Here is a 26,538-nt window from a genome sequence, read left to right on the forward strand (position 1 = left end):
CACCCTCCGCCGCGTCCCCCGAAGGCGAGATCCGTGATTCCAGCCGTACGCCGCACCGGCCTGCTCTGCGCCCTGACGGCCACCGCCGCCCTGCTCCCCGCGGCCCCCGTACACGCCACTCCCCCAGCACCCGCACTCCACTTCGGCGCCTGTCCGGACTCCGTGCCGGCTCCGCCCGCGCCCGCCCGCGTCGAATGCGGCCGGCTGAGCGTGCCGCTGGACCGGAGCCGCCCGGACGGCAAGCAGCTCCGCATCGCGGTCTCCCGCGTCCGTGCCACGGGACCGGCCTCCGAGCGGCGCGGCGTGCTGCTGGTCAATCCGGGTGGTCCCGGCGGTCCGGGCCTGTCCTACGCCGTCACCAAGCGCGCCAAACTGCCGGAGCGGGTGCGGCGTGCGTACGACGTGATCGGCTTTGACCCGCGCGGCACCGGCGCGAGCGCGCCCGCGGACTGCGGGCCGATGGGCGGCCTCTTCGACAGCCCCGCGCCGGACCCCGTCCCGGCGGGCCGGGCGGCCGAGCAGGCCCACCTCCACACCCTGCGGCGGACCGCAGACGACTGCGCCCACGGCGTGAAGGAAGCCCTGCCGTACCTGTCGACCACCGAGACCGCCCGGGACATGGACGCCCTACGGGCAACGCTCGGCGAACCCCGGATCGGCTTCCTCGGCGTCTCGTACGGCAGCTATCTCGGCGCGGCCTACGCCGCCCTCTTCCCGCAGCGGGTCGGCCGGATGGTGCTGGACAGCGTCGTCGGGCCACGGAGCTGGTTCGGCTTCGACCTGGTGCAGAGCCGCGCCCTGGTGCGCCAGCGGGCGGTGTTCTTCGCCTGGACCGCCCGGCACGACAAGCGCTTCGGGCTCGGCACCGAGGCTGCGTCCGTACGCACCGCGTACCAGCGGGTGCGTGACCGGCTCTCGAAGCGCCCCGTGGACGGCTTCGGGGCAGCGGAGTTCGACCGCACCGTGTACCGGGCGCTGGGCCGTACCGAGCGCTGGCCGGGCCTCGCCGACGGACTGCGGACCTCTCTGCGCAACGGGAGCACCGGCCCGCTGCGCCCGGCGGAGCCCTTCGACGGCGCCGCCTCGCGGACCTACGAAGCCGCCAACCGCACGGTCAAGTGCGCGGACGGGCCGGCTCCCACACCGGCCCGGGTCACGGCCGGCATCCGGCAGCTGCTGCGGCTCGACCCGCAGCCGGTACTCACCGGGCTGGAAGCCTCGGTGTGCGCGTACTGGCACCACCGGCCCGCGCACCGTACGCAGCTCGGCAGCCCCGATGCCCCGCCGGTCCTGCTGATCGCCTCCACCCACGACCCCGTCACCCCCGTGCGCGGCGCCCGGGAGATGCAGCGGCGACTGCCCGGCTCACGCCTGGTATCCCTGCACAACGACTACTCGCACGGGGTGTTCGCCAGCCGGGGCAACCGCTGTGTGGACGGTACCGCCGCGGCCTATCTGGTCGACGGAACCGTGCCGCCGGCCGATGTGCACTGCTCGGGCCCCGGACTGCCCACGCCATGACGCCCGTTGCCACCGAAGGGCACTTACCGCTCTCCGGGGCGCGCCACCTCCAGCTCATCGGCGGTAGCCGCGTGCCGGGCACGCGGCTACGGGGCCTTCAAGAGTTCTCAAGAACCGTCAGCTGACGACCTCTGCCGCGGCGTTGCTCGACAGTGCGTCGATGGTCGTGCCGACTTCGGCTCGCGTGATAACCCGGTCCGCGAGCTTTCCGACCTCCGAGGTGCCGACGCATACCGCATATGCGGCGTTCTCGAACATACGCAGATCGTTCTGGTCATTACCGAAGGCGACATATTCCCCGGCGGGAATGTTCAGCGCGAGGAGGGCCGTCGCCTTGTCGACCGCCTTGGGAGACAGGTCCACCAGATCCTCGGACTGGTGGATATTGATGGTCACACCGAGCTTCGCCAGTTCCGTCAGCGCGACGTCTCCGGCGCCGAACAGCACGACCTTGGCGTATTCGGGCAATTCTTCCCGGGCCACACGTTTCGCCAGGCCGGCCTGATCGACACGCTCGAGGATCTCTCGCTCCTGGGTTACGTGGAAACTGTAGTCCCAGGAACTGTCGATAAGGTACTCGAGCTCGTACCGGTCGATGATGTCATTGATCGAACGCCGGACGCTGTCGCTGAACTTCGTCACCTCGATATGCCCGTCGGACCGGGTGAACGCGCCATTGCCGCCGATCAGCGGGACATCGGCCAGCTCGGTGGGGAGCACCGGAATGAGGTCGCGAATCGGACGGGCCGAGGCGAACAGGATGGGGTGTCCGGCTCGGCACCGCGTGATCGCCGCAACGATCTCGGGCGGCATCTGCGTCCCGTTGAAACAGGTGGTGCCGTCGACATCGAAGACGAACGGTATCCCCTGGTCCATCTGCGGCACCTGGTCGGCACCACCTTTCCGCGCGTGCATGGATGTCCTTCCGGCTCAGCCTGATGAAAGGGTCACGCTATCCGACGGACTCGCTTGCCGTCCGGCAGATGTACGAGCCGGGCGCAGATTGAGGGTGGCTGCGGCACCCACCGCCAGTACCGACGCGGCGACCATCATCACCACCACTGCCGACTGCCCGGACCACGAGCCCAGCGTGCCCGCCAAAAAGGAGCCGCCAGACGAGCCCACGACGATGATGCCGCCGAGCCAGGAAAACGCCTCGGAGATCTCTCCCTTGGGAATTGACGCGTTCACCAAAGCGAATGTCCAGGTCAGGGCCGGCCCCATGAAGAAACCGGCGAAGAAGAAGGAGGATTCCTGTACGAGTACCGGGAAGAACGGTGCGGCCAGCGCCCAGGATGCCGAGAACGCGACAAGGACGGCGGTCAGCCTCTTGGTGAGATTCCCGATCTTCTCGGTGTCGCCACCGCTCAGGGTGAGGGCACCGATGAATGCCCCACAGCCGTGCAAGGACAACAGGATCCCCACGCCTCCCACGGACGTGTGCGACTCGGTCAGCCGGCCGCCCAGAATCGCCATGGCGCCGATCGTGACCCCGATCATCGCGGCACAGCACATCAGAAGCCGGAAAGCACCGAAGAACAGCGGGCCGATGATCCTCCTGAATCCCATGTGCTCGACCCGGTCCTCCGCGTCGGCCGTCGGCATCACCTCGATCATCCAGGCACCCAGCAACAGGAAAGCCATGCAGAGGTAGGACGCGAGAGTAGGGTTCAGAACGATCGCACTTGCGGTGGCCACCAGCGGCGCCACAATAAAGAGAAGTTCCTGTGACGCGGAGTCAAAAGCATACGCCTTCATCAACAGCGGGCCTCGGACTATGCGAGGCCAGGCAGACCTGAGATACGGTTCGAACGGCGGATTGAAGACGCCGGCGACGCCCAGCGCAACGAAGGCGACCACCATCGAGTGCCCCGACGCGGCGAAACCCAGGAATCCGAATCCGCTGACAATCGATGTCAGCCAGATGGCGAATCGCGCGCGACCGCGGTCGACCATACGTCCCCAGATGGGTGACCCGGCAGCGGACAGGAGCGAATATACGGCGGCAGCGGCGCCGACCGTGAGCCAGCTCTGATCCGCGTAGCGAAGCTGCATGGGGATCGCCGCGAGCGCCAGCGCGTTCGGGATCCGTCCGACGAGGGTGCCGCCGGCAAGACGTGGCACGCGGCTGCTGCGCAGAACGTCCACTAAGCCCAGGTTGATCATTAACTCTCCCATCATGGTCAGCTCCCGCATGGCCGGCCGCACGGCCCACGGGAACACGTCAGATTGCGTTCACCTTGTAGACCGTCATCCCCATGGCTTTTACCTTGCTCACCCCCAACACGTCGACGTCGTCCGATACGACCTTTCGCGCCAGAACAGGAAGACAGGACTGCAGCACCGCCCGCGCCAGTCGGGCGCCGAGGCAGTAATGCCGGCCGTGCCCGAAGGAAAGGTGACGGTTCGGCCGGCAGTCTTCGTTCGCCTTGAGCAGATTCACCACGACCCGCGCGCCCTCCGATATGGTGCGGCCACCCAATTCAACGGTCGTGGTGGTACGCCTCGGCGCGAAATGAAAGGGGGGATCGTCGCGCAGCCGGGTCTCGATGAAGTCCGCCCAGTCCACCGGTTCGAGCTTTTCGACATCCGCCGGTGACCAGCTCTGGTCACCAATATGAGCGAGACAGGACACAAGAGCTGTCTTCAGTGGCTCGAGTGCGCCGGTGAACAACTGGGTGTATGTCGCGGAAACCCCTGCCAGATCCAGTACCTTCTGCTGATGCAGCGCGCGCAGGGCGGCAGCGATCCGATCGCCCCCGTGCAGAAGCTGATCGTCGACGAGGGCTTCCAGCAGTCGAATCTGAGCCGCCGCGCATGCGGCTTTGCCGGAATCCGCGCCAGGCACCGCAAGATAGGCCATCACGGCGTCCGAGACACCCTCAATGATTTCCAACTGAGAGGACGTGGCACCGAGCAGCGTGCGGGTTGCCGCACGGGCAACGGGCAACGCCATATCGGTGATGGGATCTACCGCTGCGGACCCGACGGTCGCATCTGCTTGCTTTACGGCCTGGCGAGTTACCTCGGCCATGAACGAACTGTCCATAGCCGCCGCTAACGCCGTCCGGACGTGTTGCTGGACCGGGGGATCGGAGAACACCAGCCATTGCGAGAGAAAACTCTCGACATAGTGAACGTCCGCACGCCCGGCCTCGGGGACCAGATGGGTCTTGTGCTTCATACCTCTGGCGAGGAACCTCTTGTCCGTTAACGCCTTGCGTGCGAGAAGTGGCGACATGACGTGCCAGGACTGCGTGCTCGGGTCGTACGCGACCTCTCCCTGATCTTCTCGGAGTAATTCGTATGCTTCGCGTGGCGCATGGAGCACATGTTCAGGAAAACTGATCGGACATTTCAGTAAGCGGTGTCGGCCATGGTCGACCACACCTTCGTCAGAATGCACGCCTTTCTGTCCTCCCCCGTGGCCAATTCTCGAAACCCGAGCATTTCGACACCCAGCGCGTAACCATTCCCCGCCCCGTGCCGGTTCATCATGATTCATTCAACAATTCATGTATGCCAGGCGACCATCGCCCTTGAAGCACGTAAGGACGCAACTTTATTGTCTTGCCCATCAATGCACAACCGAGGATATGGCCATGACCGGTGTGTTCTCGTTACCCCCTGATGCGCGCACAGGCCGCACCTACAGAATCAATAAAGTGGCTCCGACCCCTTCGAAGTCCCCAAGAATCCGCACTCACACATTCGCGCATCAATGTGGCAAGCGCGGGTCACCGAGGCGGCCTCAACCGCCCGTGTCCGCTCGTCACATCAGCCACATGCGCCACATTGATCTATGCCCTCCCCCTCGCCCCCGTGACTCCGCAGACTAGTCAGGAACGCGGAATCTTCGGGATGCTATCACTGGGTTTTGGGCGCGGCAATGAACCGTTAGGGAGTTTCTCATGAACACCGGATTCGACGATCAAGAGAAAGATCCGTGATGCACAAGATCACGGTGAGCACGACGCCTTCCGGAGGCGGCGAGGGTGACGCCCCGGAGAGAAAGATCTTCCTGCGGATAACGCGCAATCGGCGGTCGGGCCGCCCTACGAGGGGTCGGCCCTGCGGGTGCAGGTGAACGGCTCGTCGATCCAGTAGGTGTCATGCTGCTCGTCGTGGACGACCGGGTACCTGGTGTGCGGATCGCAGAGCTTGTCGATCTGGGCGTGGTCCGCCGAACTGATGGTGAACCAGTACTTGTTGGTGTCCGGGCTGACCCTTCGGCACTTGTAGAAGAACCCCTTCACGCCGGGGCCGAACACATCGCTGCGGAAGTCAGCGGCCAGCTTCTTGTTCAGGTTGATGTTGTCGCAGTCGGCCTTCATGCCCTCGACGCCGATGGTCTCGGCTGCCTCCGTCGTATATCCCCTGGCCGTGTGGGTGCCCGACGCCGTCCAGGCCCGCGCCGGCAGGTCGATCTGCGCGGCGACTTCGGCAAGGAAAGGGTTGCGCGGGGCGGCGGGCTCGGCCGGTGTCGTAGGCCCGGCATCCGCCATGCCCACGACGACGGCGACACCGATGCCCGCGATCGCCAGCAGAAGGGGGACGGTCCGGGTCCCTTTCCGGACCAGGGAAGAGAAGGCCACGTTGCGCTCCATTCCGGACGGGCCCGGTGGTCCTGCTGCCGCCCGGGGCCTGAGCGCACCCTAGACGCCCCGGCGCGTGACCGGTGGGAGCGGTGGCGGCCCGGGGCACGTCCCCCACGGTCGACCCGGACGGGCGAAACCTACGCCTCGTCACCTCGCGGGCGCCGCGGTCCGCGGGTGCGGGAACGGTTGTCCTGTGACATCGAAGGCTGCCGGCTGCCACACCGTGGTGCGAAGCCCTTGCCCGTACCGAGTGGTCGGACATCGCCTCGTGGCATCCGCGCTACCGACCCCCTCGGGCAGCGGCCCGGCGGTAATCGACGAGCAGGTGCCGGGGGCCGCGCAGGACGGGACTGCGGCGGTAGGGAGGTGGGTCCTCGACCAGACGGGGGTCGTCGAGGTGCTGGATCAGCTCGTTCAGGGCGATCTGGGCTTCCAGACGGGCGAGCGGCGCGCCGAAGCAGCTGTGGATACCGCTGCCGAAACCGAGATGCTGGTTGTCATCGCGGGTCGGGTCGAAGCGGTCGGGGTCGTGGAACCGCCGGGGGTCGCGGTTGCCGGACGCCAGCATCAGGATGAGGGGCGCGCCCTTGGGGATGGTGACGCCCGCGACCTCGATATCGGCCAGCGGTGTGCGCTGCGGGAGCATCTGGACGGGGGGTTCGTAGCGCAGCAGCTCCTCCACCGCTCGGGGCATCAGCGCGGGTTCGCCGCGGAGGCGTGCCAGCTGGTCGGGGTGGCGCAGCAGGGTCAGGATGCCGTTGGTGATCAGGTTGACGGTGGTCTCGTGACCGGCGATCAGCAGCAGCACGGACGTGGTCATGATTTCGAGCGGCGTCAGCTGCCCGTCGGGGCTGTCGGCGGCGAACGCGGAGAGCATGTCGTCGGAAGGATGGGAACGGCGCTTGTCGGCGAGTTCGCCGAGGTAGAGGCCCATCGCCTTCCGGGCCTCGGCGGCGGCCCGCGGCCGCTCCTCGGGGTCCTCCCCCGGGGTGGGATCGATGCCGGCGACGATGGCGTCCGACCACTGGCGGAACCGGGGCTCGTCCTCGAGGGGCACACCCAGGAGACGGCAGATCACGGTGACGGGCAGCGGGTAGGCGAAGTCGTCGACGACGTCGATCCGCTCCTTTCCCGCGAAGTCGCTGATGAGGTCCTTGACGATCCGGGTGATGCCGTCGTGCATACCGGCGATCCGGTCCGGCGTGTGCGGCGGGCCGAAGGAGCGCATCGCAAGGCTCCGCAGCCGGTGGTGTTCGGGATCGTCGAGTCCGATGAAGGCCGGTGGGAGCCCTTCTTCGGCGGTCGCGGCCTCGTCCGGGACGGTGCGCTTGCGACGGTCCGAACTGATCCGCGGGTCGTGCAGCAGGGCTTCGATCTCGTGGTAGGTCCCGACGAGGTAGCTGCCGTCGTCCTGCCGTACCACCCCCGCCTCGCGGAGCTCCGCGTACAACGGGTAGGGGTCGGCGCGGTGGACGTAGTCGGTGATCCGGTGGAACAGGGTGTCCGCAGCCATGCGCGGCGCTCCTCATCGCTAGGGAGTGGCGGTCTCAGCGGGCCGGTTGCACCAGGATCAGGCGCCGGTCCGGCAGATGGCCGGTGAGCGCGACGGTCGGACCGTGCGACAGCATCTTCGGGTCCGGCACGTCCGAGGGGACCGGTGCCCGGGTGTCGAGCCGGTCGGCGGCTCCCGGCGCGGGCGGGAACGGCGCTGCCGTCTCGATCAGCCGCTGGTAGTACTCCAGCGACTTGGCCTGGTTCACGCTCACCGCCGCGGTGACGCGTCCTCGGTAGCCGTAGACGGCAACCAGCCGGGCTTCCTTGAGCGACCCCTGGGCGATGACCACCTGGTCGGAGAAGGTGGGTACGCCGACCGACTTGATATTGAGTCCGAACTGGCTGGACCAGAACGCCGGGACCGTCAGATGAGGGCGTCTGCGTGGCCCGGGATTGACCATGTTGTGGGCCGCGACCTCCGCCTGGGCCACCGCGTTGCCCCAGTGCTCCAGCGAGAGCAGCTGGTACTCGAAGAGCGGGTGCGGGAAGCGGGCCACGTCACCGGCGGCGAAGACGTCATCGGTGACGATCCCGTACATGTCGAAGGCGCGGCAGCCCGCATCGCAGGTCACGCCCCGTGGGCCCGCGGCGAGTCCCGACTCGGCCAGCCACTCGGTGTTGCGGACCGCGCCGAGGGCCACGACGGCGACATCGGCGTCGATCCTCGTGCCGTCGGAGAACCGTGCGCCGGTGAGCCGGCTGTTGCCCTCCAGTGCGGTGACCGTCACCCCGCAGCGCAGATCGACACCGTGGGCACGCTGCAGCTTCGCGGCAAGCGCACCCAGTGTTCCGCCGAGCGCACCGACCAGCGGCGCCGGGCCCCGCTCCGCGACCGTCACGGCAAGACCGCGCTCCCGGCAGGCGGAGGCGATCTCCGAACCGGTGAACCCGGCGCCGATGACCAGGACGCGCTCCGGTGAGGCGTCAAGGTGCTCCACAAGGCGGCCCGCGTCCTCGCCGGTGCGCAGGGTGAACACCCCGTCCATGGCGGCCTCGGCCGGGTCGGGCCAGGGGCGGGCCCGGGTCCCGGTGGCGATCAGCAGCCGGTCGAAGGGCACCTCTTCGCCGTCGGCGAGGAGTACCTTTTTCCCGACCGGATCGAGGCCCGTGGCACGTACGCCGAGCTTCCAGTGCGCGTCCACGTCACGGCCCCGGGGCAGCCCGGTGGTGTCGGCCGGCACCCTTCCGAGCAGCACCTGCTTGGACAACGGTGGCCTGTCGTACGGGGGGTGCGGTTCGTCGCCGATCAGAGTCAGCGAGCCGGCGAACCCTTCGTCGCGCAGCGTCTCGGCGGCCCGCAGACCCGCGAGCGAGGCGCCGACGACGACGATGCGGCCCTCGCGTGGTTCACCCTGCACCGGGGCCCGCCTCCTCGCCCACGACGATCGCCTGCACCGGACACGCCGCCGCGGCCCGGAGAACATGTTCCCGCTGGTCGTCCGGGACGGCCGGGGTGTACAACAGGGCCTCCTCGCCATGCACCGTGAACATGCGGGGAGCGAGGAAGGCGCACTGCGCATAGCCCTGGCATCGGTTGAGATCAACGACGATGTTCATCCCGCGCCACTCCTCCCACCGTCACACCCGCCACCACACTCGTCGTCTCCCGTCCTACAACCGGTCCCGGTGCGGCGCACGTGGTGCCGGGCCATCCGAGGGGTGCGCAGGGTGAGCGGAGGCAGGGTCACGAGCGGAAGCAGTGGCGCACCCCGGCGGCTCACCTTTCATGGGCCGGGCCCGGCGCATCCTCGGCGGCGAGTGCCCGGCCGCCGCCTCGGACCCGGGTCAGCATCGGTGGTCACCCGGCGCCGATACGGCAGAAGCCGTCCACGCGGACGAGGAAAGCGCAACCGTCCACCGGAGGAAAGACTCAAAGGAGTGACAGCCGGACGGAGTTCACGCTCTCTGTCCAGACCAGGTGGGACCGCGTTCCAGGCCCGTATGGCTCATTCAAGTCCCCTTTCTTGACTGGTGGCAAAGGGTTGGGCAGCATCCGAACACCCCATGTCGGTGAGCTTGTTCGGCCGTGGAGCCGACCATCGATGCCCTGTGTGTGGCGATAAAACGGAACCGTACCGGGTTAATTGCGGAGCGGGATGAGTAACATCCAGCCAACCGCAGACCGATCAGGCAAGAGAGAGCAGGCTGTTTCATGTCAGACGCGGATTTCGCTGTGCAGGTGGCTGCCAAGCTGAAGAGCATCGCGAAGGAGATCGACGAACTGCAGAAACTCCGGGCGAAGCTGGAAGACCTCCAGCAGCATCTCGGCACGGCGTCCCGGGAAGAAGCCGTTGCCCCGCAGTCCTCGGAGGCCGTCACCGCGGTGACAAAACCGGTGACCGTGCCCGCGGCGCGGCGCGGCAAGCCTGCCGCGCCGAAGGCCAAGCCGGCGAAGAAGGCCCCGGCCAAGGCGGCGGGGAGCACGAAGAAGGCACGCAAGTCCGCACCGGCCCGGGGGAAGGCCCGGCAGCGGAACGCCACCCGCGCCGACCGCGTTCTCGCCCTGCTCGACGGACAGCCGCGCACGGTGACGGAGCTGACCAAGCTGCTGGCACAGGAGCATCCGGACCACACGGCACCGGAGACCGCCGTGCGCAACACCCTGGAGACCTCACTCGTCGCCAAGGGGCTGGCACACCGCAGCAAGCAGGGAAGGAGCGTCTTCTACTCCCTCCCCGGAGCCGCTGCCGAGGCCGGTGCCGAGGGCCGCGCGGCCCAGGCCGCCGACGCCCCTGAGGAGGCCGCTCCCGCCCGGGCCTGACCGGGATCCCGTTCCTGTGGCGCCCGTCGGGAGACCGGGCGCCGAGGGGCGGCCCGGCGGGGAAGATCCCGGAGAGGGTTCCGGCGAGGGGGCCGGCGGCGCAGGGCGCGGCGCCGCCACGGCCCACCCTGGCGATCAGGTGTCCGGGCTTCTGAGACGATGAAGATCGACAAGAAGCCTTGCAGTGAGAGCGAACTGCCCGGCGGCCGAGACATCGTCGCGGCCCGATACGGGTCATACCACCGCATACACGGTGCTGACGCCGTCGGTGAAGGCAGTCGCAGGGGGGCGATACGGCCGAGTCTTGACGAACCGGCCCTGCCCGATCTTGACTGCCAGGGTCCCACCACCGCAGGGCCCCCACCAGGGGTGTTGCCCCCCTTACCGAAGGTCACGAACATGACGGTTGACGCCACCGCCGCCACCGAAGTCGACGCCTCCGCCGACGTCGGACGGTTCCTTCTCGGCGACGCCTTCCCTTGCCTGGCCGGTCGCTCGGCGTGGCGACAGGGCGGCATCGTCCATCGCCACTACACGTGGTTCGGGGATGACGAGACGGCCCGGCAGATGGCCGCTGATCTCCAGGCGTATGTGGAGGCGGTGGACTGGGCCGCCAAGCCCTTCACCAGCTTCGTGGCCACCTTCTCGGGCCCTCTGAACGTGTCGGAAGTCGAGTTCGAGGCGCTGCTGTGGCAGCAGCTGCAGGCGGTCCACGACTATGACAGCCTCACGTACCCCTGGGCCGAGGGCTACGACCACGATCCGTCGTCCGGGGCCTTCGCGTACAGCGTCGCCGGGCACCCCTTCTTCGTGATCGGACTGCACGAAACGCACAGCCGCATCGGACGCCGGCCGCCCTTCCCCATGCTGGCCTTCAACTCCCACGCCCAGTTCGACCGGATAAAGGCCGCGGGCCTGTGGGACCGGCTGCAGGAGAAGATCCGCAAACAGGACATCGAGCTGCAGGGCAACATCAACCCCAACCTCGTGGAGTACGAGCAGCTTTCCGAGGCCCGTCGCTACTCGGGCCGACGCAAGCCGGCGGACTGGGCCTGCCCCTTCTCCGCCCGGGTGTGAGACAACTCCGGTGTTTCGAGGGGCAGTTCACACCGGGAACTCCGCACGAACTCCGACGAAGCGTGGGGGCGGGGCGGGGCCGCGCCCCCTTGTATGACAGCGGACGGCCGGAAGGCGATCAGGCGGTCTGCGGTCGCGTGGTCCGGCCCTCCTCCCCGGTGCCGTAGCGGGCGAGCTGACGGTCGTGGACGCGGCTGAGGAGCAGCAGCGAGGCGATCGCCCCGAGGAGGGCGCAGGCCATGTCCCACTGGGTGTCCCACTGGGTGTCCCACCGGTCCCCCTGGGTGGCGAGGAACGCGTCGGCACCGGCGCCGCCGATCAGCGCGCTCCACCACTCGATCAGTTCGAAGAACGCGCTGAAGGCCAGGCATGCGCACACCGTCAGCGGGGCCGGCCAGGCGCTGCCGCGCAGCGGGGAGGTGCGGACCAGAAGTTCGCGGACCAGGATGGCGGGCACGAAGCCCTGCACCAGGTGTCCGATCCGGTCGTAAGGATTGCGGGACAGGTCCAGCACGTCCTGGAGCCAGTGCCCCAGAGGGACCTCGGCGTAGGTGTAGTGCCCGCCGACGATCAGGATCAGTGCGTGCGCGGCGAGCAGGCAGCACAGCAGCGGGCTGAGCGGAAGGCGCCGCCACACCGGCGGGGCGGAGGGTGCGGCCCCGGCCGCATGAGGCATGTGCCCACCGAAGCGCCTATGACGCACCTGCGCAGCGAAGCCGTCACCATGCAGGACCGCATGTCGTCAGCCGGGATCCACGGTCCGACTGCGCCGATCTCATTACTGACGTGCACATGGCGCGTACGATCGGATGTCCCCCTACGGGAAGGCATCCCCATGAAGAAGACATCCGCTCGCAGAGCCACCTGGCGCACGCTGCTCGCCCTGGGCGGCGTGGCAGCGTTAAGCGTGCCGGCCGCGGGCGCCGCCCAGGGCGTACCGCGCACCGCCGGGCACGGAGGGCGGGCCGGCGGTTGTGCCGTGGTGTATTTCGACCTCGGTGAGACGCTGGTACACACGGCAGAGGACAAGAGCGTGCGGTACATGCCGGGAGCCGCCAGGTATCTGCGGGCACTGCGCGCCCGCCATGTTCCGGTCGGACTGATCACCAACGTTCCGCCCTCCTGGGGCTCCACCGACGCGGAGCGGGCAGCGGAGTTGAAAAGGGTGATCGACAAGGACTGGGTGGGCAGCAGCCCGTTCGCGTGGTCGGACTTCGGCGACCGGATCTTCACCCCGCGGACCGAGGCGGAAAGGAAGCCCGCGTCGGCGCTGTGGAAGCGCGCCAAGAACGCATCGGGCCGCTGTCGGGTGGTGTACCAGGCGGAGACGACGGAGGAAGTACGGATCAGCCGCTCTCTCGGGTACATCGCCTACCAGGCGGCCCGCCCCGAGTGGCCCGCTTACCTGCCGGTACCGGTGATCACCGCAATCGCGCAACTGCCCTGAGGAACGTGGCAGTCAAAGGCTTGTGAGGTGTGAGGCCATCACTCCGCCGCTGACCGGCTGTAGCGCTCCAGCCGGTCAGCCGGCTCCCCCCGGACGGGACGGCATCGGGAAGTGCCCGCCGTCCCTCTCGCCCCGGAATTCCCCCGTGGACGCGGGCGCGCCCGGCGTGGTTCCCACCACGTATGACACGGTCTCGTGACATGCGTCATACGGCATTCCGGCACTAACTAAGCTGGATAGTAGGCCATACCTCGGAGACATAAGAGATTTGTCCGTCTTGGCCGATGAATACCCCGCACCGGGATAAGTGGCCTTCGGTCCGCTGCGCGCTTTTGCCCGCACGGTGACACACAAAGGCTTCTGACGGTTCAACAGCATTTTCGGGGATCCGGCAGCCGGACCAGCATGCTCCCGCGCCCATGACAAGGGCCACGCAACACTACGAAGCGAAGTAGTACTCAGAGTTTGTTGCCTTGCCTGCGCGGCGGTGCCAAGAATGACGAGCCGCAAGGCGTCTCCGCAGCTCAGGCGCGGAAATTGCACAGAGCCAGCCGCGCCAGGGACGCTCCGCAATTACCGATTGAGGTCACGCATGACGAAACATCGCAGGACGCGGCGATACCGGCAGATAACCGTCGCCGCCTTGGCCATAAGCGCCGTGGGCGTGCCCTCCGCAGCAATGGCTTGCCTGGGGCAGGGGAAAGAGGCCAGCCGGCACCACGGTCATTGGCAGAATGCGTCCTACGATCACCGGCAGGGGAAAGCGAAATGGGGCTCCGAGCGGGCTGCCGGCGCCTCGCAGAAGCCTGCCGCTTCTTCCGGCGCCGCGAAAACCGCCGGCGCTTCGAAAACCGCCGCCCCGGCATCCGGCGATGCAGCCCGTGTGGTGGAACTCGTCAACAAGGAGCGCAGCAAGGCCGGATGCTCCCCGCTGACCGTGAACGCGAAACTGACAAAGGCCGCCCAAGACCACAGCAAGGACATGGCGGGCCACAAGAATATGTCGCACACGGGCTCCGATGGCTCCTCCCCGGACGACCGGATCACGCGCGCCGGCTACCACTGGAGCTCCTACGGCGAGAACGTGGCCTACGGGTACTCCACGCCCGAGAAGGTCATGGCGGGCTGGATGTCCAGCCCCGGCCACAAGCGGAACATCCTGGACTGCTCCTTCAAGGAGATCGGCGTCGGCCTCGCTCAGCCCGGCGATTACTGGACGCAGGACTTCGGCACGGCCGGCTGAGCACCGCCCGCAAGCCCCGCTGCAGGGGCCGGTGGTGGCGTGGGGCGCTACCCGGCTCGCGCCCTCCGCCACTCCACTTCCTCGGCAGCCATCGGGGCGTGGACGCCGCACACGTCACCGACCTGCATACGGTCCGGGGTGCTGTACTCGCCGTAGGTGGCGATGACGGAGACGGCCACACGGGAATCGGGCTGCCAGAACGTACGGAAGTACGGGGCGTTCGCCTTGATTTCCGGGACCTCCACCAGGGGGACACCGCGCCGCTCCAGCAGGCGTTGCAGCTTGGCGAAACGAAGCCTGGGAGCGAACCGTCCGTACCGGGCGCGAAGGGTGTCGTTGACGAGGGTGCGGTCCCGGCACGCGAGCCGGTGCACTTGCAGGGTGAAGTGGTGGCCCGACCAAGGGTGCCCGGCGGATGCGCGGTTCCAGTGGAACTCGGCGAGGCCGTAGTCACGGAACATGCTGTGCTTGCCGAAGGTGTTCTCGGCGAAGCCCGGCCCCAGGACCTCGGTGACGCGGTCGGGAGGGGCCGTGGGGCCCACACCGAGCACGGTGCCGGTGGTGACCACGTCCAGGTAGAACGCCAGGGAGTACGGAGTCAAAGGCTGGTCCTCGATGGGGTGTGGTGCCCCGTAGGTACGGATTGCGGGTGTGCGGGGCGCCACCCTTTCCGGAGAAGGCGGTCCACTGCTTGATCGAGCATGGCTCGGCCCTCCCCGGGGTGCCACCAGAATGACCAGTTGACGTCGATCGTCATCGTGATGAAGTCGTCGTACCCGGGCCCGTCGGGGTACACCGTGCCACAGGACTTGTTCACCCTCAGCAGGAACGGGTACCGGACGCTGCGCCGGGGCACGGTCACCCAGGTGCGGCCGTGCGCATGCTCGCGAGGGACCAGGACGCGACGCAGCTTGTTGTCGTGGTCGTCGATGCGCAGTTCCTTGTTCGCGAGGTGCCGGTCGGGTTCAGGCAGCCGGGCCCAGGTGTGGTCGATGTGCATCTCGTCCCAGGCCAGGTGCTTGCCTTCGGGGGCTTCACACGGGTCGTCGAGTACGCGGTCGACCATGGTGAGCATCGCCCGCTCGTCCAGTGTTGCTGCCTCCATGATCTGGGGGTCCCGGTAAGTTGAGTGGACGTCAGGCGGCGACTGCGGGGTCGTCAGGATCCAGTTCCCTCGCGGCGGACTGCCTTCGGCCGGCAAGCCGTACCCGTCCACCCAGTTTCTGGTCACCCCGAACGTCATGGGCCTGACGAGTCCGTCGCACAGTTCGGCCAGCCCGCGGACAGCGCCATGGGCGGTGATGCGCTCCCGCTCGATCGGATTCCGGTCGGGGGTGGACCCCAGGGTGGACTCCCACTGGTAGCCGCGCTCCAGCACGATCGTCTGGCTGTCGTTGAAGAGGTAGTGCTCGGTCGGCTCCGACGGTTCCGGCGACTCCGACAGCCTCGTGTCTCGCATGGCGGGGCAACACCCTTCACTGGAGCAGATCGCTCGCCGAGTCCGCGAGCCGGCGCCGTGCGGCGCGGGCGGCGGGCAGGACCGACGCGGTGGCGGCGATCGTCACCGCGACGGCAATGACCGACAGCAGGGTGGCCGGGCCGGGCTGCTGGGCGATGCCGGTTCCCCAGCCGCTGGTGCGGCCCTGGAGGTCGATGAGCCAGTGGGAGGCGAGGAGTCCGGAGGCCGTGCCGGCCAGCGCGGCGGCGAGGGTGACGAAGGCGGTGCCCGAGACGATGACGGCGGTGATCTGACGGGGCGTGAGGCCGACGGCCTTGAGGGCGAGCAGATCGCGGCTGCGGTCGCGTACACCGGCACCGACCGTGGTCGCGAGCTCCGCCAGCCCGATCAGGATCAGGACCGCGATCAGACCGATGCTGACGACCCGGACCGCCGACAGCTGGTCGGCGGGGTTGGGGATCTCCCGCACTTCGAGACGCCCGGCCGACGCCTTGGTCAGGGCGTCGCGCACCACGCCGGGGTCGGCGCCGTGCCGCAGGACCAGGTTGTAGAAGTCCGGGTGGGGCGGCTGTGCCGCCGGGGACGTGGTACCGGCGGTGTCATCGTCGCGCAGGGTGTCCAGGGTGGTGGAAACGACCCGGCCGCCGTCGGCGGTTTCGATGTTGCGGCCGACGATATGGAGGACGTGCGGGCGGCCGGCGACGGTCATCCGGACCCAGTCGCCGACGTGTGCGTCCAGCAGGTCCAGCAGGCCCTGTCCGGCGATCGCTTCGTCGGGGCCGCGGGCGGCGCGGCCTTCCACGACGGCGAAGGGGTAGGGCTTGGCGTCCGTGCCGAGCCCGCGCAGGGTGATGGTCCCGGTTTGTCCCGGTACAAGGGCCTGGACCTCGGCTCCGGGGTAGGCGGTCATGCGTGGCTGGGAGGCCAGGAGTTGGCTCAGTTCGTGTGCGCCGAGGGTGTCGGAGCGCGCGGTGAGCGCCGCGGGCAGGCCGACGTTCTCGGGGTGTGAGGTGAAGCGGTCCAGCGTCGTCCAGGTGCCCAGCGCGATGGTGATGAGCAGCAGCGGGACCGCCAGCCGTGCCACGGCTGCCGAGGAGCGCAGCGGACGGTGGAAGGCGCCCCGCCAGCCGAGGACCAGGGCCGGTGGGATCCGCAGGCCGAGCGCCCGCCGGGTGAGGCCGGAGGTGCGGCCGCCACCGGCCGTGGCGGCACGGGCCACGGGCACCGGCGGCACCCGCCCCGCACGCCACGCGGCCAGACAGGTCGCCGAGCCGATGAAGACCACCGCCCCGCCGGAGATCACCAGGGTCAGCCAGGTGTGCCCGGGGAGCTGCCGCCAAAGGGCCATCGCTTCGCCGATCGGGCCGGGGGCCAGAGTGCCGAGCGCCTGGGTGAGCAGTGTCCCCAGGGCGACACCCAGCAGTGCGAAGCCGAGGTGGAGGGCGAGGAACATCCGGACCACCTGGCCGGGTGTGAACCCGATGGCCTTGAGGATCGAGATGTCCCGCAGGTGTCCGCGGATCCGGGTGCTGATGGCGCCGCCCACCGCCAGGGCGGCGGCGAGCAGCGCGCCGAGCCCGAAGAGGCCCAGCAGCCGTCCGAGGAGCTGGTTGTCCCCCTCGGCCTCGGCCTTGGCCTGCCGCCAGGTGGAGACGTCGGTGATCTGATCGGCGCCGAGCCGGGTGACCGCGCGCTGGACGACGTAGTCGGTGTCCGCGGGGTCGGTGAGCTGGAGGCCTATGGTGCGGCCACGCTGGTCGCGGCCCGCGTCGGAGGCGGCGAGGGTGCCGGGGAGGACCCAGGCCACGCCCGGCGATTCCCCCGGGCGGAAGGCGGCCTCGGCGGTGTCCGCGACACCCACCACGCGCAGCCGGGCCGCGATCCCGCTCAGCACCAGCGAGTCCCCCGGTTTGGCCCACATCGCACGGGCCACCGAGCTGTCCAGCACGATTCCCTTGGTGGCACCCGCATCGGTACCCGCGTCGAGCCAGCGGCCCGCGACGATCTGGGGGGCGGCGGTGGCGGGGCGCTTCGCCACGCCGCGCAGCTCCAGGGTGGCCTTGGCTCCGCCGGGCTGGAGACTCGCGGTGGTGCGGACCGTGGGGAAGGGACCGGAGGTGGCTCGTACCTCGTCCAGTCCGGCGAGCGACCCCGCGGCGGTGCCGGCCTGGGTGTGGATCCATACGTGGGCGCCGGAGGACTGGGTGAAGGCCCGTTGCCAGGGATCGGTGGCGTAGGCGAACAGTGCGGTGGCCAGCAGCAGCGAGATGGTGATCCCGGCGGTGGCCAGCACGATGAGCACCGCGGCCGGTCGGTGTGCCCGCAGATGCGCCTGTGTCCAGCGTGCCGCTGCTCGCACGTCTCAGCCCTGGAGCTTGAGGACGTCGGCCACACCGGCCGCGGGACGGTTCCGGCTGCCGCCGAGGTGCGCGTCGTCGGCCACCTGGCCGTCGTAGAAGCTGATCACCCGGTCCGCGGCGCTGGCCATCCTGGCGTCGTGGGTGACCAGCAGGATCGTCTGCCCGCGCCGGTGGAAGCGGGCGAGCAGCCGCAGCACCTCCCGCGTCCCCTTGCTGTCCAGGCTGCCGGCCGGTTCGTCGGCGAGCAGCAGACCGGGGGTGTTGACCAGGGCGCGGGCCAGTGCGACGCGCTGCTGTTCGCCGCCGGACAGTTCACCGGGTGTGCAGTTCTCCTTGCCGGTCAGGCCCAGTTCGTCGAGCAGTTCGGCCCGGTCGGCACGGGCCTGCCGGGGGGATCTGCCGGCCAGCAGTGCGGGGAGTTCGACGTTGTCGGCGACGCTGAGGTTCGAGACCAGATTGAAGAACTGGAAGACGATGCCTATGTGGTGGCGGCGCAGCTCCGCCCAGCGCGCCTCGCTGTAGGCGTCGACCTGGCGGCCGTCGAGCCAGAGCGCACCGCTGTCGGGCCGGTCGAGGCCGCCGAGGAGGTGGAGCAGGGTGGATTTGCCGGCTCCCGAGGGCCCGGTGACGGCAACGAACTCGCCGCGCTCGATGCACAGATCGACGCCCCGCACCGCAGGGACGGGTGCCGCCCCTTCCGGGCGGTGGGTCTTGACCAGGCCGGCTGCCCGGACTATCGGGCCGGACGGCTCGTCCCGGTTCATTCCAACTCCTCTTGACAACGCTCCAGCCAGTCGAGATCCGCCTGCAGGTGCAGCATCGCGCCCTCGATCAGCAGCTGCGCGACCCGGTTGTCCCGGTCCTCGGCCGCCGCGAGTTTCGAGAGGTCGCGCATGGTGTTGAGGTAGTGGCGGCGCTGTTTGTTGATCAGGGCGATCTGGTCTGCGGTCCCGGTGTGGGGGGCCAGGGCGAGCTTCATGAAGAATTCGTCCCGTACCCGTGGTTCGGCGGTGGATTCCTCGAACCACGCGTCCACCGTTTCGCGTCCCGCCGCGGTGATCCGGTAGATGCGCTTGTTCGGGCGGTCCGACTGCTCGACGTCCTCCCCTTCGATCAGGCCCGCCTTCTCCAGCCTGCTCAGGGTGACGTAGATCTGGCCGACATTTGGCTGAGGGTATGCCGCGCCCAGAAGGTTCTCAAGGGCCTGTTTGAGTTCGTAGCCGTGAGCGGGGCCGCTGACCAACAGCGCCAGGAGTGGCAGCCGCACGCTCTCGCTCTCCCTCTCCGCCTTAGTTGACGGTCATCTGCACTCGTCCGGCTGTGATCCGGGTCGCCGTCGTATCTTCCTGCACCATCTAGTATCCCGCATGGCTAACAGGTATACATGGGGCGGGCTGTCGGTCCAGTGTCCCGTCGGCGCCTGGTGCGAGGAGGAGCCCATGCGGTGGAAGCGTGCCGCGGGAAGGGCTCTGCTGGTCTGCTCGCTGCTGTTCGCGGGCCCTACCGGCGCGCGGGCCGGGGAGCCGGCCGGCGGCTCGGACGGGCGGGGCCCGATCACCCTGGTGACGGGCGGCGACCTCACGGGCTATTTGCGGGGTGTCCTCGACGGCTGGAACGACCGGCACCCGCGCGAGAAGGTGACCCTGGTCGAGCTGCCGGACGCGGCCGACGAGGTGCGGGCGCAGCTGGTCACCGAGCTGCGCTCGCGCAGTGACCGCTTCGACGTGCTGAACATCGACGTGGCATGGACCTCGGAGTTCGCGGCCGCGGGCTGGATCAAGCCGGTGAACGCCGACCGGTTTCCGCTGAAGCACTTCCTTCGTCCCGTGGTGGACACCGCGACCTTCGGGGGGCGGCTCTATGCGGTCCCCTATGTGACCAACGCGGGGCTGCTCTACTACCGCAGGGACGTGCTCGACCGGGAGGGTGCGCGGCCGCCGCGCACCTGGGCCGAGTTGGAGCATCTGGCGAAAACGGTCGCGCCCAAGTACGGGATGGACGGCTACGCGGGCCAGTTCCTGCCGTACGAGGGGCTGACCGCCAACGTCGGCGAGGCCGTTCAGTCGGCGGGCGGTTCGGTGCTCGCGGGTGAGGGCTCGCGGGTGACGGTGGACTCCCCCGCGGCCCGCCGGGGCCTGTCCTTCCTCCTCGACGGGGTGCGCGAGGGCTGGATCCCGCAGCGGGCGCTGACGTACAAGGAAGAGGAGTCCCGCAAGGCGTTCCAGGACGGCCGGCTGCTGTTCCTGCGGAACTGGCCGTATGCGTACGCGCTGGCCAACGCCCGGTCGTCGAAGGTGGCGGGGAAGTTCGGCGCGGTACCGCTGCCGGGTCCCGACGGGCCGGGTTCCAGCGCCCTGGGTGGCTCCAATCTTGCGGTCAATGCGCGGTCGCGGCATCAGAGGACGGCCACCGAGCTGATCTCCTATCTGACGTCCGAACCGGTTCAGCGCCGGGTGCTCACCAAGGGCGCGCTACCGCCGGTGTGGGCCGATCTGTACGCGGATCCCGAGCTGGTACGTCGCTTCCCGTACCTTCCGACGCTCAAGCGGGGCGTCCTGGCGGCCAAGCCGCGTCTGAAGAGCCCGCACTACGACCAGGTGAGCCTGGCGGTGCAGGCGGTGATGCACGATGCGCTGGTACACCGCCGGAGCACGGACGCCACCGTCGCGCGGCTGACGCGGGAGCTTCGGGCCATCGTCGACCGCGGCTGACCCGGCGAGGCTTCCCACACTCCCTCCCACCTCTACTTACTTGTTAAGTACAGGCGAGTTGCGCAATCTCCCATAAATCCGGGCATCTCGCAGCGAGTTTCGACCATTTCGTTGACACTCAAAAGACATCCCTACTTAACATGCATGCATAACAGCGATCGCAGCCGCACGGCATGCCCAGGCAAGAACGGGATCACGGCAGATGCTCATAGCCACGGCAGGGAACGGCTCCCCGGCCGACTCCGCCCCCTCTCCCTCCCTCCCCGGCCCGGCCTCCCCCGCGCCCTCCGCGGCAGCCGCCGGAACCCCGTCCCAGGACCCGGCACACCGCTGGTGGCGGGATGCGGTGATCTACCAGGTCTACGTCCGCAGCTTCCTCGACAGCACCGGCGACGGCATCGGCGATCTGGCCGGCGTCCGCACGGGGCTGGCGTACCTCAAGAAGCTCGGGGTGGACGGCATCTGGCTCAGCCCCTTCTACCCCTCCCCCCAGCACGACCACGGCTATGACGTCGCGGACTACCGCGAGGTGGACCCCGTATACGGCGACCTCGCCGAATTCGACCGCCTGGTGGCCGACGCCCACCGGCTGGGCCTGAAGGTGCTCCTGGACATCGTCCCCAACCACTGCTCCAGCGAGCACCCGTGGTTCCGGGCGGCCCTGGCGGACGCCCCGGGCAGCCCGGCACGGTCGCTGTTCCACTTCGCCGACGGACGCGGGGAGGCCGGCGAGCTGCCGCCCAACAACTGGCGGGCCATGTTCGGCGGTCCCGCCTGGTCCCGGGTCACGGAGGCGGACGGAAGCGCGGGCCAGTGGTACCTCCACATGTTCACGCCCGAGCAGCCCGATCTGAACTGGCGCAACCCCGCCGTGGCCGCCGACTTCGACCAGGTGCTGCGCTTCTGGCTGGACCGCGGTGTCGACGGCTTCCGCATCGATGTGGCCGCCGGGCTGTTCAAGCACCCCGAGCTCCCCGACTCCCCCGACCCCGCGGCCGACGAGCGGACCCGCGACTCGGTCAACCCGCTGGCCTGGAACCAGCCCGAGGTGCACCAGGTGTGGCGCGACTGGCGCGCGGTGTGCGAGGAGTACACGGCCCGGGACGGCCATGACCGGCTGCTGGTCGGCGAGGTCTCCGTACGGACCCCGAGCGAGCAGGCGGCATACGTCCGGCCCGACGAGCTGCACCAGGCGTTCTTCTTCCACCTGCTGACCGCGCGCTGGGACGTCGGCACCTTCCGCCGGGTCATCTCCGAGGCGCTGACCGATATCGCGGACACCGGATCCACCGTCACCTGGGTGCTCAACAACCACGACCAGGTCCGGACCGTCACCCGGTACGCGGCCGCCCCCGGGAGCGCCGGGCCGGCGGAGTCCGCGGGCGGGCTGGGCCCTGCGCGCGCCCGCGCCGGCGCCCTGCTGATGCTGGCCCTGCCCGGCGCCGCGTACCTCTACCAGGGGGAGGAGCTGGGCCTGCCGGAGGTCGTCGACCTGCCCGACGAGGTCCTCACCGACCCGATCTTCCACCGCACGGGCAGCCGGGAGCACATCCGCGACGGCTGCCGGGTGCCGCTGCCCTGGTCCGGACACGCCTCCCCGTTCGGCTTCACCTCCGGCACCGACGCGGCGCGGCCCTGGCTGCCGCAGCCGGCGTGGTTCGCCGACCACGCCACGGACCGGGCGCTCGCCGACACCCGGTCGTTCTGGCACCTGTACCGCGAAGGGCTGCAGCTGCGCCGCAGTCTTCCGCAGCTCGGCGATGGCACCCTGCGCTGGCTGGAGTCCCCGCCGCAGGTGCTGGCGTTCGTCCGTGGCGACGGTCTGGTCTGCGCCGTCAACTTCGGCACCGATCCGGTGCCCGCTCCCGTACCCGGTGTCCCGCTGCTGGCGAGCGGTGACTGCCCGGCGGGCACGCTCCCGGGCTCCACCGCCGCCTGGTGGATGCACGCGCCCGCACCCCGTTAGCGCCCGCGCCCCGTCCCTCCTCCCCGTACCACCCCTCCCCCACGCTCCCCGTCAGTCCTCCGAAGGGAACCCACGATGAGACGACCCGCAGTACGACCCACCCGAGCCGCCGTGTCCGGCGCCGCCGTGCTCGGTCTGGCGCTCGGCGCCACCGCATGCGGCGGCAATGTGTCCGCCGGGGGCAAGAAGCAGGAACTCACCGGCCAGACCGTGACCGTGGCGGGCGTCTGGACCGGCGTGGAACAGCGGAACTTCAAGAAGGTCCTGGACGCGTTCTCCGAGAAGACCGGTGCGAAGGTCACCTTCGCCTCCACCGGTGACAACGTCTCGACGGTCATCGGCAGCCAGGTCGAAGGCGGCAACGCCCCCGATGTGGTGATGGTCCCCCAGGTCGGCGTGCTCCAGCAGTTCGCCAAGAAGGGCTGGCTGACTCCCCTGTCGGCGGAGGTCGGCGCGGAGGCCGACAAGAACTTCGCGAAGGTCTGGAAGGACTACGGCACGGTCGACAAGAAGTACTACGGCCTGTACTTCAAGGCCTCGCACAAGTCGACGGTCTGGTACAGCCCCGAGGCATTCGACCAGGCCGGGGTCACCCCCGCGAAGACGTACCAGGAGTTGCTGAAGTCGGGCCGTACGCTGTCCGACTCGGGCGTGCCGGCCTTCTCCGTCGCGGGCGAGGCGGGCTGGCCGCTGACCGACTGGTTCGAGAACATCTACCTCTCCCAGGCCGGTCAGGAGAAGTACGACCAGCTCGCCGCCCACAAGATCCCGTGGACGGACCCCAGCGTGGTCAAGGCGCTCACCGCGCTCGGCAAGCTGCTGCGCGACAAGAACCTGGTGGCGGGCGGCGGTTCGGGCGCACTACGCACCGATTTCCCCGAGTCCGTCCAGCAGGTCTTCGGCCCGGAGCCGAAGGCGGCCATGGTCTACGAAGGTGACTTCGTCAGCGCGCTGATCACCGATGAGCTCCACAAGGAGGTCGGCAAGGACGCGAAGTTCTTCCCCTTCCCCGCGGTCGACGGCGGCAAGGCCCCGGTGGTCAGCGGCGGCGACGCCGCGGTGGTGCTCAAGGCGGGGAAGCACAAGAAGGCCGCGATGGAGCTGGTGAAGTACCTGGCCACTCCCGAGGCCTCCAGCGTCTGGGCCAAGGCGGGCGGCTACCTCTCGCCCAACAAGAAGGTGCCCGCGGACGCTTACCACGACGAGGTCACCCGCAAGGCCGCCGCGTCCCTCACCGGCGCCGGGAACTCCGTGCGCTTCGACATGTCCGACCAGGCTCCCGCTGCCTTCGGCGGCACCCAGGGCGCCGGTGAATGGAAGCTGCTCCAGGACTTCCTGCGCGACCCCTCGGACCCCGAAGGCACGGCCCACAAGCTCGAGGCCGCCGCGGCCAAGGCGTACGGAAAGTAAGGACCAGGGCCCGATCCATGCCTGTCACCACACCCGCGGCGGCGCCCGCCACCTCGCGCGCCGCCGCGCCCCTCCCTCCGGGCGGCACCCCCGGCAGCGCCACCGATCCCGTGCGGCGCGCCGTCCGGCGCCGCCGCCGGATCGCCGTGCTGTTCCTGTTTCCCGCGCTGTTGCTGCTGGGCGCCCTCGTCGCGTACCCCATCGTGTTCTCGGTCGTCCGCAGCCTGTACGACGCCTCCGGCAACACCTTCGTCGGCGTCGGCAACTACACCGCGATGTTCCAGGACCCCGCCACGCTCCGCGCCATCCGCAACAGCGCGATCTGGGTCGTCTTCGCCCCCGCGCTGCTGACCGGGCTCGGTCTGGTCCTCGCCGTGCTGACCGAGAAGATCCGCTGGAAGACGGCGTTCAAACTGCTGATGTTCATGCCCATGGCGATCTCCTTCCTCGCCGCGGGCATCATCTTCCGCCTCGCCTACGAGCAGGATCCGCAGCGCGGTGTGCTCAACGCGATCACGGTCGGCATCCACGACACGGTCCAGGGGGAGTCCGTCTCGTTCCCCACCGCCAAGGCGCGCCTCGGCGACAAGCGGCTGGCCAAGGGCCACGACGGTTCCTACCGCACGGCACACCGCACCGGCCCGGGGAACACCGTCAACCTCGGTCTGGTCGGCGTCGCGCCCAAGGACCTGCCCGCGCAGGCGCGGCCGGCCGCCGGGGCCGCCAAGTCCCCGGCCGGCAAGGGTGAACTGCGGGGTGTGGTCTACCTCGACTTCACCCCCGGCGGTGGCGGCACCCCCGGCACGGTGGACCCCCGCGAACGCGGTCTGCCGAGGCTCGCCGTCGAGGCCGTCGACTCCCACGGCAAGGTCGTGGCGACGGCCACCACCGCGGCGGACGGCTCCTACCGGCTGCCCCGTCTGCCTCCGGGCTCGTACGCCGTCCAGCTCCCCGCGAAGGACTTCGCCCCGCCGTACGAGGGCATTTCCTGGCTCGGGCCGGCCCTCATCACGCCCGCCATCATCGGCGCCTATATGTGGATCTGGACCGGCTTCGCGCTCGTCCTGATCGGCGCGGGACTCTCCTCGATGCCGCGGGACGTCCTGGAGGCGGCCCGGATGGACGGCGCGAACGAATGGCAGGTCTTCCGCAGGATCACCGTGCCGCTGCTCGGCCCCGTGCTGGGCGTGGTGTTCGTGACGATGGTGATCAATGTGATGAAGGTCTTCGACCTCGTCTACATCATCGCCCCCGGTCCCGTACAGCAGGACGCCAATGTCCTGGCCCTGCAGATGTGGCTGGTCTCCTTCGGCGGCGGCAACAACCAGGGCCTGGGCAGCGCCCTCGGTGTCCTGTTGCTGCTCCTGGTGGTCCCGGCCATGTTCCTCAACATCCGACGTTTCCGCAGGAGCCAGTCATGACCACCGTCCCCACAGCCGCAGCGTCCCGCAGGCGGACGACGGCACGGCCGGTGCAGCGGCTCAGCCGCGGCGCGATCCAGCTGTTCCTGCTCCTCATCGGCCTGGTCTGGCTGACCCCTGCCGCGGGACTCTTCCTCTCCTCCCTGCGTACGGAGGAGAAGAATGCGAGCAGCGGCTGGTGGACCGCGCTCACCGCACCCGGTCAGCTGTCGCTGGACAACTACGCGGCGCTGCTGAAGGACTCGGGCATCGTCCAGGCGTTCTGGAACACGGTGCTGATCTCGGTGCCCACCACCCTCGCCGTCGTCGTGATCGCCGCGCTGGCCGGATACGCCTTCGCCTGGCTGGACTTCCCCGGCCGGGACTGGATCTTCCTGGTGGTGGTCGCCATGCTGGTGGTGCCGGTCCAGATCGGACTGCTGCCGGTGGCCAAACTGTTCGGCGCGCTCGGTCTGTTCGGCTCCATCCCGGGTGTGGTCCTCTTCCACACCGCCTACGGGCTGCCGTTCGCCATCTTCCTGCTGCGCAACTACTTCGCGGAGATCCCCAAGGAGATGCTGGAGGCCGCCCGTATGGACGGCGGCGGGGAGTGGCGAATCTTCTCCCAGCTGGTCCTGCCGCTGGGCCGCCCCGCCATCGCCAGCCTGGCGATCTTCCAGTTCCTGTGGGTCTGGAACGACATGCTGGTCGCCCTGCTCTTCGCCGACAACGCGTCCCAGCCACTGACGGTGGCCCTGCAGTCGCAGATGCGGCAGTTCGGCAGCAACATCGGCGTCCTGGCCCCCGGGGCGTTCCTGTCCCTGATCGTGCCGCTGATCGTGTTCTTCGCTTTCCAGCGCCACTTCGTGCAGGGAATCATGGCGGGTTCAGTCAAGTAGCCGGCCTTGACGGTGCGGTGGCGGGTAGCCGGACGAGCCTTTTACGACTTACGACTTACGACAGGGACGTTGCGGCGCGGGCAGGTCGGGCCGTCCGCGCCGCGACGGCGTCGCGCTTTCCGCTCGCCTCAT

General features: G+C 69.1%; 23 protein-coding genes. 10 read left to right on the plus strand and 13 right to left on the minus strand.

The annotated features are described in order from the left end of the window. Positions 1-33 precede the first annotated feature (33 nt). Entirely contained in the window at positions 34-1,521 is a 1,488-nt protein-coding gene (locus tag CFW40_RS00970) for an alpha/beta hydrolase (RefSeq protein ID WP_256331668.1), read from the plus strand. A 117-nt stretch (positions 1,522-1,638) separates the two neighbouring features. Here the strand turns inward: CFW40_RS00970 and CFW40_RS00975 are convergent, their stop codons facing one another. The 7 genes from CFW40_RS00975 to CFW40_RS01005 form a co-directional block, all read right to left on the minus strand. Next, the gene (locus CFW40_RS00975) at positions 1,639-2,397 is read right to left on the minus strand and encodes an HAD family hydrolase (RefSeq protein WP_256331838.1); all 759 of its coding nucleotides are present in this window, start codon (positions 2,395-2,397) and stop codon (positions 1,639-1,641) included. A gap of 54 nt (positions 2,398-2,451) precedes the next feature. Continuing rightward, positions 2,452-3,687, minus strand: a complete 1,236-nt coding sequence (locus CFW40_RS00980; protein WP_143034604.1) for an MFS transporter — start codon at positions 3,685-3,687, stop codon at positions 2,452-2,454. A gap of 58 nt (positions 3,688-3,745) precedes the next feature. Beyond that, entirely contained in the window at positions 3,746-4,705 is a 960-nt protein-coding gene (locus CFW40_RS00985) for a cytochrome P450 (RefSeq protein ID WP_088795929.1), read from the minus strand. 871 nt (positions 4,706-5,576) lie between these two features. Beyond that, on the minus strand, positions 5,577-6,116 hold the full coding sequence (locus CFW40_RS00990; protein ID WP_143046314.1) for a hypothetical protein: 540 nt from the start codon (positions 6,114-6,116) through the stop codon (positions 5,577-5,579). Positions 6,117-6,399: 283 nt separating this feature from the next. Continuing rightward, entirely contained in the window at positions 6,400-7,632 is a 1,233-nt protein-coding gene (locus CFW40_RS00995) for a cytochrome P450 (protein WP_088795931.1), read from the minus strand. Between the two features lie 34 nt (positions 7,633-7,666). Next, a complete protein-coding gene (locus tag CFW40_RS01000; protein ID WP_088795932.1) occupies positions 7,667-9,031 on the minus strand; it encodes an NAD(P)/FAD-dependent oxidoreductase in 1,365 nt (454 codons plus the stop codon). Next, the gene (locus CFW40_RS01005; RefSeq protein ID WP_088795933.1) at positions 9,021-9,230 is read right to left on the minus strand and encodes a ferredoxin; all 210 of its coding nucleotides are present in this window, start codon (positions 9,228-9,230) and stop codon (positions 9,021-9,023) included. Before CFW40_RS01005 ends, CFW40_RS01000 begins: the two co-directional genes overlap by 11 nt. 622 nt (positions 9,231-9,852) lie before the next feature. Here CFW40_RS01005 and CFW40_RS01010 point away from each other — a divergent pair. Together CFW40_RS01010 and gntA are read left to right on the plus strand one after the other, a co-directional pair. After that, positions 9,853-10,434 carry a hypothetical protein gene (locus CFW40_RS01010; RefSeq protein ID WP_143034602.1) on the plus strand — a complete coding sequence of 194 codons (582 nt, stop codon included), beginning with the start codon at positions 9,853-9,855 and terminating at the stop codon, positions 10,432-10,434. Positions 10,435-10,833: 399 nt separating this feature from the next. After that, on the plus strand, positions 10,834-11,511 hold the full coding sequence (gntA, locus tag CFW40_RS01015; protein ID WP_088795935.1) for a guanitoxin biosynthesis heme-dependent pre-guanitoxin N-hydroxylase GntA: 678 nt from the start codon (positions 10,834-10,836) through the stop codon (positions 11,509-11,511). A 118-nt stretch (positions 11,512-11,629) separates the two neighbouring features. On the opposite strand, the gene CFW40_RS01020 is transcribed toward gntA, so the two are convergent. Continuing rightward, a complete protein-coding gene (locus CFW40_RS01020) occupies positions 11,630-12,187 on the minus strand; it encodes a DUF2238 domain-containing protein (RefSeq protein WP_088795936.1) in 558 nt (185 codons plus the stop codon). A gap of 159 nt (positions 12,188-12,346) precedes the next feature. Here CFW40_RS01020 and CFW40_RS01025 point away from each other — a divergent pair, with 159 nt between their 5' ends. Together CFW40_RS01025 and CFW40_RS01030 are read left to right on the plus strand one after the other, a co-directional pair. Beyond that, positions 12,347-12,958, plus strand: coding sequence for a hypothetical protein (locus tag CFW40_RS01025; RefSeq protein ID WP_256331667.1), 612 nt, complete (start codon positions 12,347-12,349; stop codon positions 12,956-12,958). A gap of 592 nt (positions 12,959-13,550) precedes the next feature. Then, positions 13,551-14,201, plus strand: coding sequence for a CAP domain-containing protein (locus CFW40_RS01030; RefSeq protein WP_088795938.1), 651 nt, complete (start codon positions 13,551-13,553; stop codon positions 14,199-14,201). 47 nt (positions 14,202-14,248) lie between these two features. Here the strand turns inward: CFW40_RS01030 and CFW40_RS01035 are convergent, their stop codons facing one another. The 5 genes from CFW40_RS01035 to CFW40_RS01055 are packed head-to-tail and all read right to left on the minus strand — an operon-like array spanning position 14,249 to position 19,287. Continuing rightward, positions 14,249-14,803 carry a hypothetical protein gene (locus CFW40_RS01035; protein ID WP_088795939.1) on the minus strand — a complete coding sequence of 185 codons (555 nt, stop codon included), beginning with the start codon at positions 14,801-14,803 and terminating at the stop codon, positions 14,249-14,251. Continuing rightward, entirely contained in the window at positions 14,800-15,660 is an 861-nt protein-coding gene (locus CFW40_RS01040; RefSeq protein ID WP_088795940.1) for a hypothetical protein, read from the minus strand. Before CFW40_RS01040 ends, CFW40_RS01035 begins: the two co-directional genes overlap by 4 nt. A gap of 16 nt (positions 15,661-15,676) precedes the next feature. Then, positions 15,677-18,019, minus strand: coding sequence for an FtsX-like permease family protein (locus CFW40_RS01045; RefSeq protein ID WP_088795941.1), 2,343 nt, complete (start codon positions 18,017-18,019; stop codon positions 15,677-15,679). 3 nt (positions 18,020-18,022) lie between these two features. Continuing rightward, positions 18,023-18,784: an ABC transporter ATP-binding protein gene (locus CFW40_RS01050; RefSeq protein ID WP_088795942.1), complete on the minus strand. Its 762-nt coding sequence runs from the start codon at positions 18,782-18,784 to the stop codon at positions 18,023-18,025. Continuing rightward, positions 18,781-19,287, minus strand: a complete 507-nt coding sequence (locus CFW40_RS01055; protein WP_088795943.1) for a PadR family transcriptional regulator — start codon at positions 19,285-19,287, stop codon at positions 18,781-18,783. The genes CFW40_RS01050 and CFW40_RS01055 overlap by 4 nt, the downstream gene beginning before the upstream one ends. A gap of 172 nt (positions 19,288-19,459) precedes the next feature. On the opposite strand from CFW40_RS01055, the gene CFW40_RS01060 reads away from it, so the two are divergent. From CFW40_RS01060 to CFW40_RS01080, 5 genes are all read left to right on the plus strand, one after another. Next, the gene (locus CFW40_RS01060; RefSeq protein ID WP_088795944.1) at positions 19,460-20,731 is read left to right on the plus strand and encodes an ABC transporter substrate-binding protein; all 1,272 of its coding nucleotides are present in this window, start codon (positions 19,460-19,462) and stop codon (positions 20,729-20,731) included. A gap of 202 nt (positions 20,732-20,933) precedes the next feature. Further along, positions 20,934-22,697 (plus strand): glycoside hydrolase family 13 protein, encoded by a 1,764-nt coding sequence (locus CFW40_RS01065; protein WP_088795945.1) that lies wholly within the window; start codon positions 20,934-20,936, stop codon positions 22,695-22,697. 75 nt (positions 22,698-22,772) lie between these two features. After that, complete coding sequence (locus CFW40_RS01070; RefSeq protein ID WP_088795946.1) at positions 22,773-24,107, plus strand: ABC transporter substrate-binding protein; 1,335 nt, start codon at positions 22,773-22,775, stop codon at positions 24,105-24,107. A 17-nt stretch (positions 24,108-24,124) separates the two neighbouring features. Next, positions 24,125-25,528 carry an ABC transporter permease subunit gene (locus tag CFW40_RS01075; protein WP_088795947.1) on the plus strand — a complete coding sequence of 468 codons (1,404 nt, stop codon included), beginning with the start codon at positions 24,125-24,127 and terminating at the stop codon, positions 25,526-25,528. Next, the gene (locus CFW40_RS01080; RefSeq protein ID WP_088795948.1) at positions 25,525-26,406 is read left to right on the plus strand and encodes a carbohydrate ABC transporter permease; all 882 of its coding nucleotides are present in this window, start codon (positions 25,525-25,527) and stop codon (positions 26,404-26,406) included. The genes CFW40_RS01075 and CFW40_RS01080 overlap by 4 nt, the downstream gene beginning before the upstream one ends. The last annotated feature ends 132 nt before the right edge of the window (positions 26,407-26,538 follow it).

Source organism: Streptomyces sp. 2114.4, from assembly GCF_900187385.1.
Lineage (GTDB): Bacteria > Actinomycetota > Actinomycetes > Streptomycetales > Streptomycetaceae > Streptomyces > Streptomyces mooreae.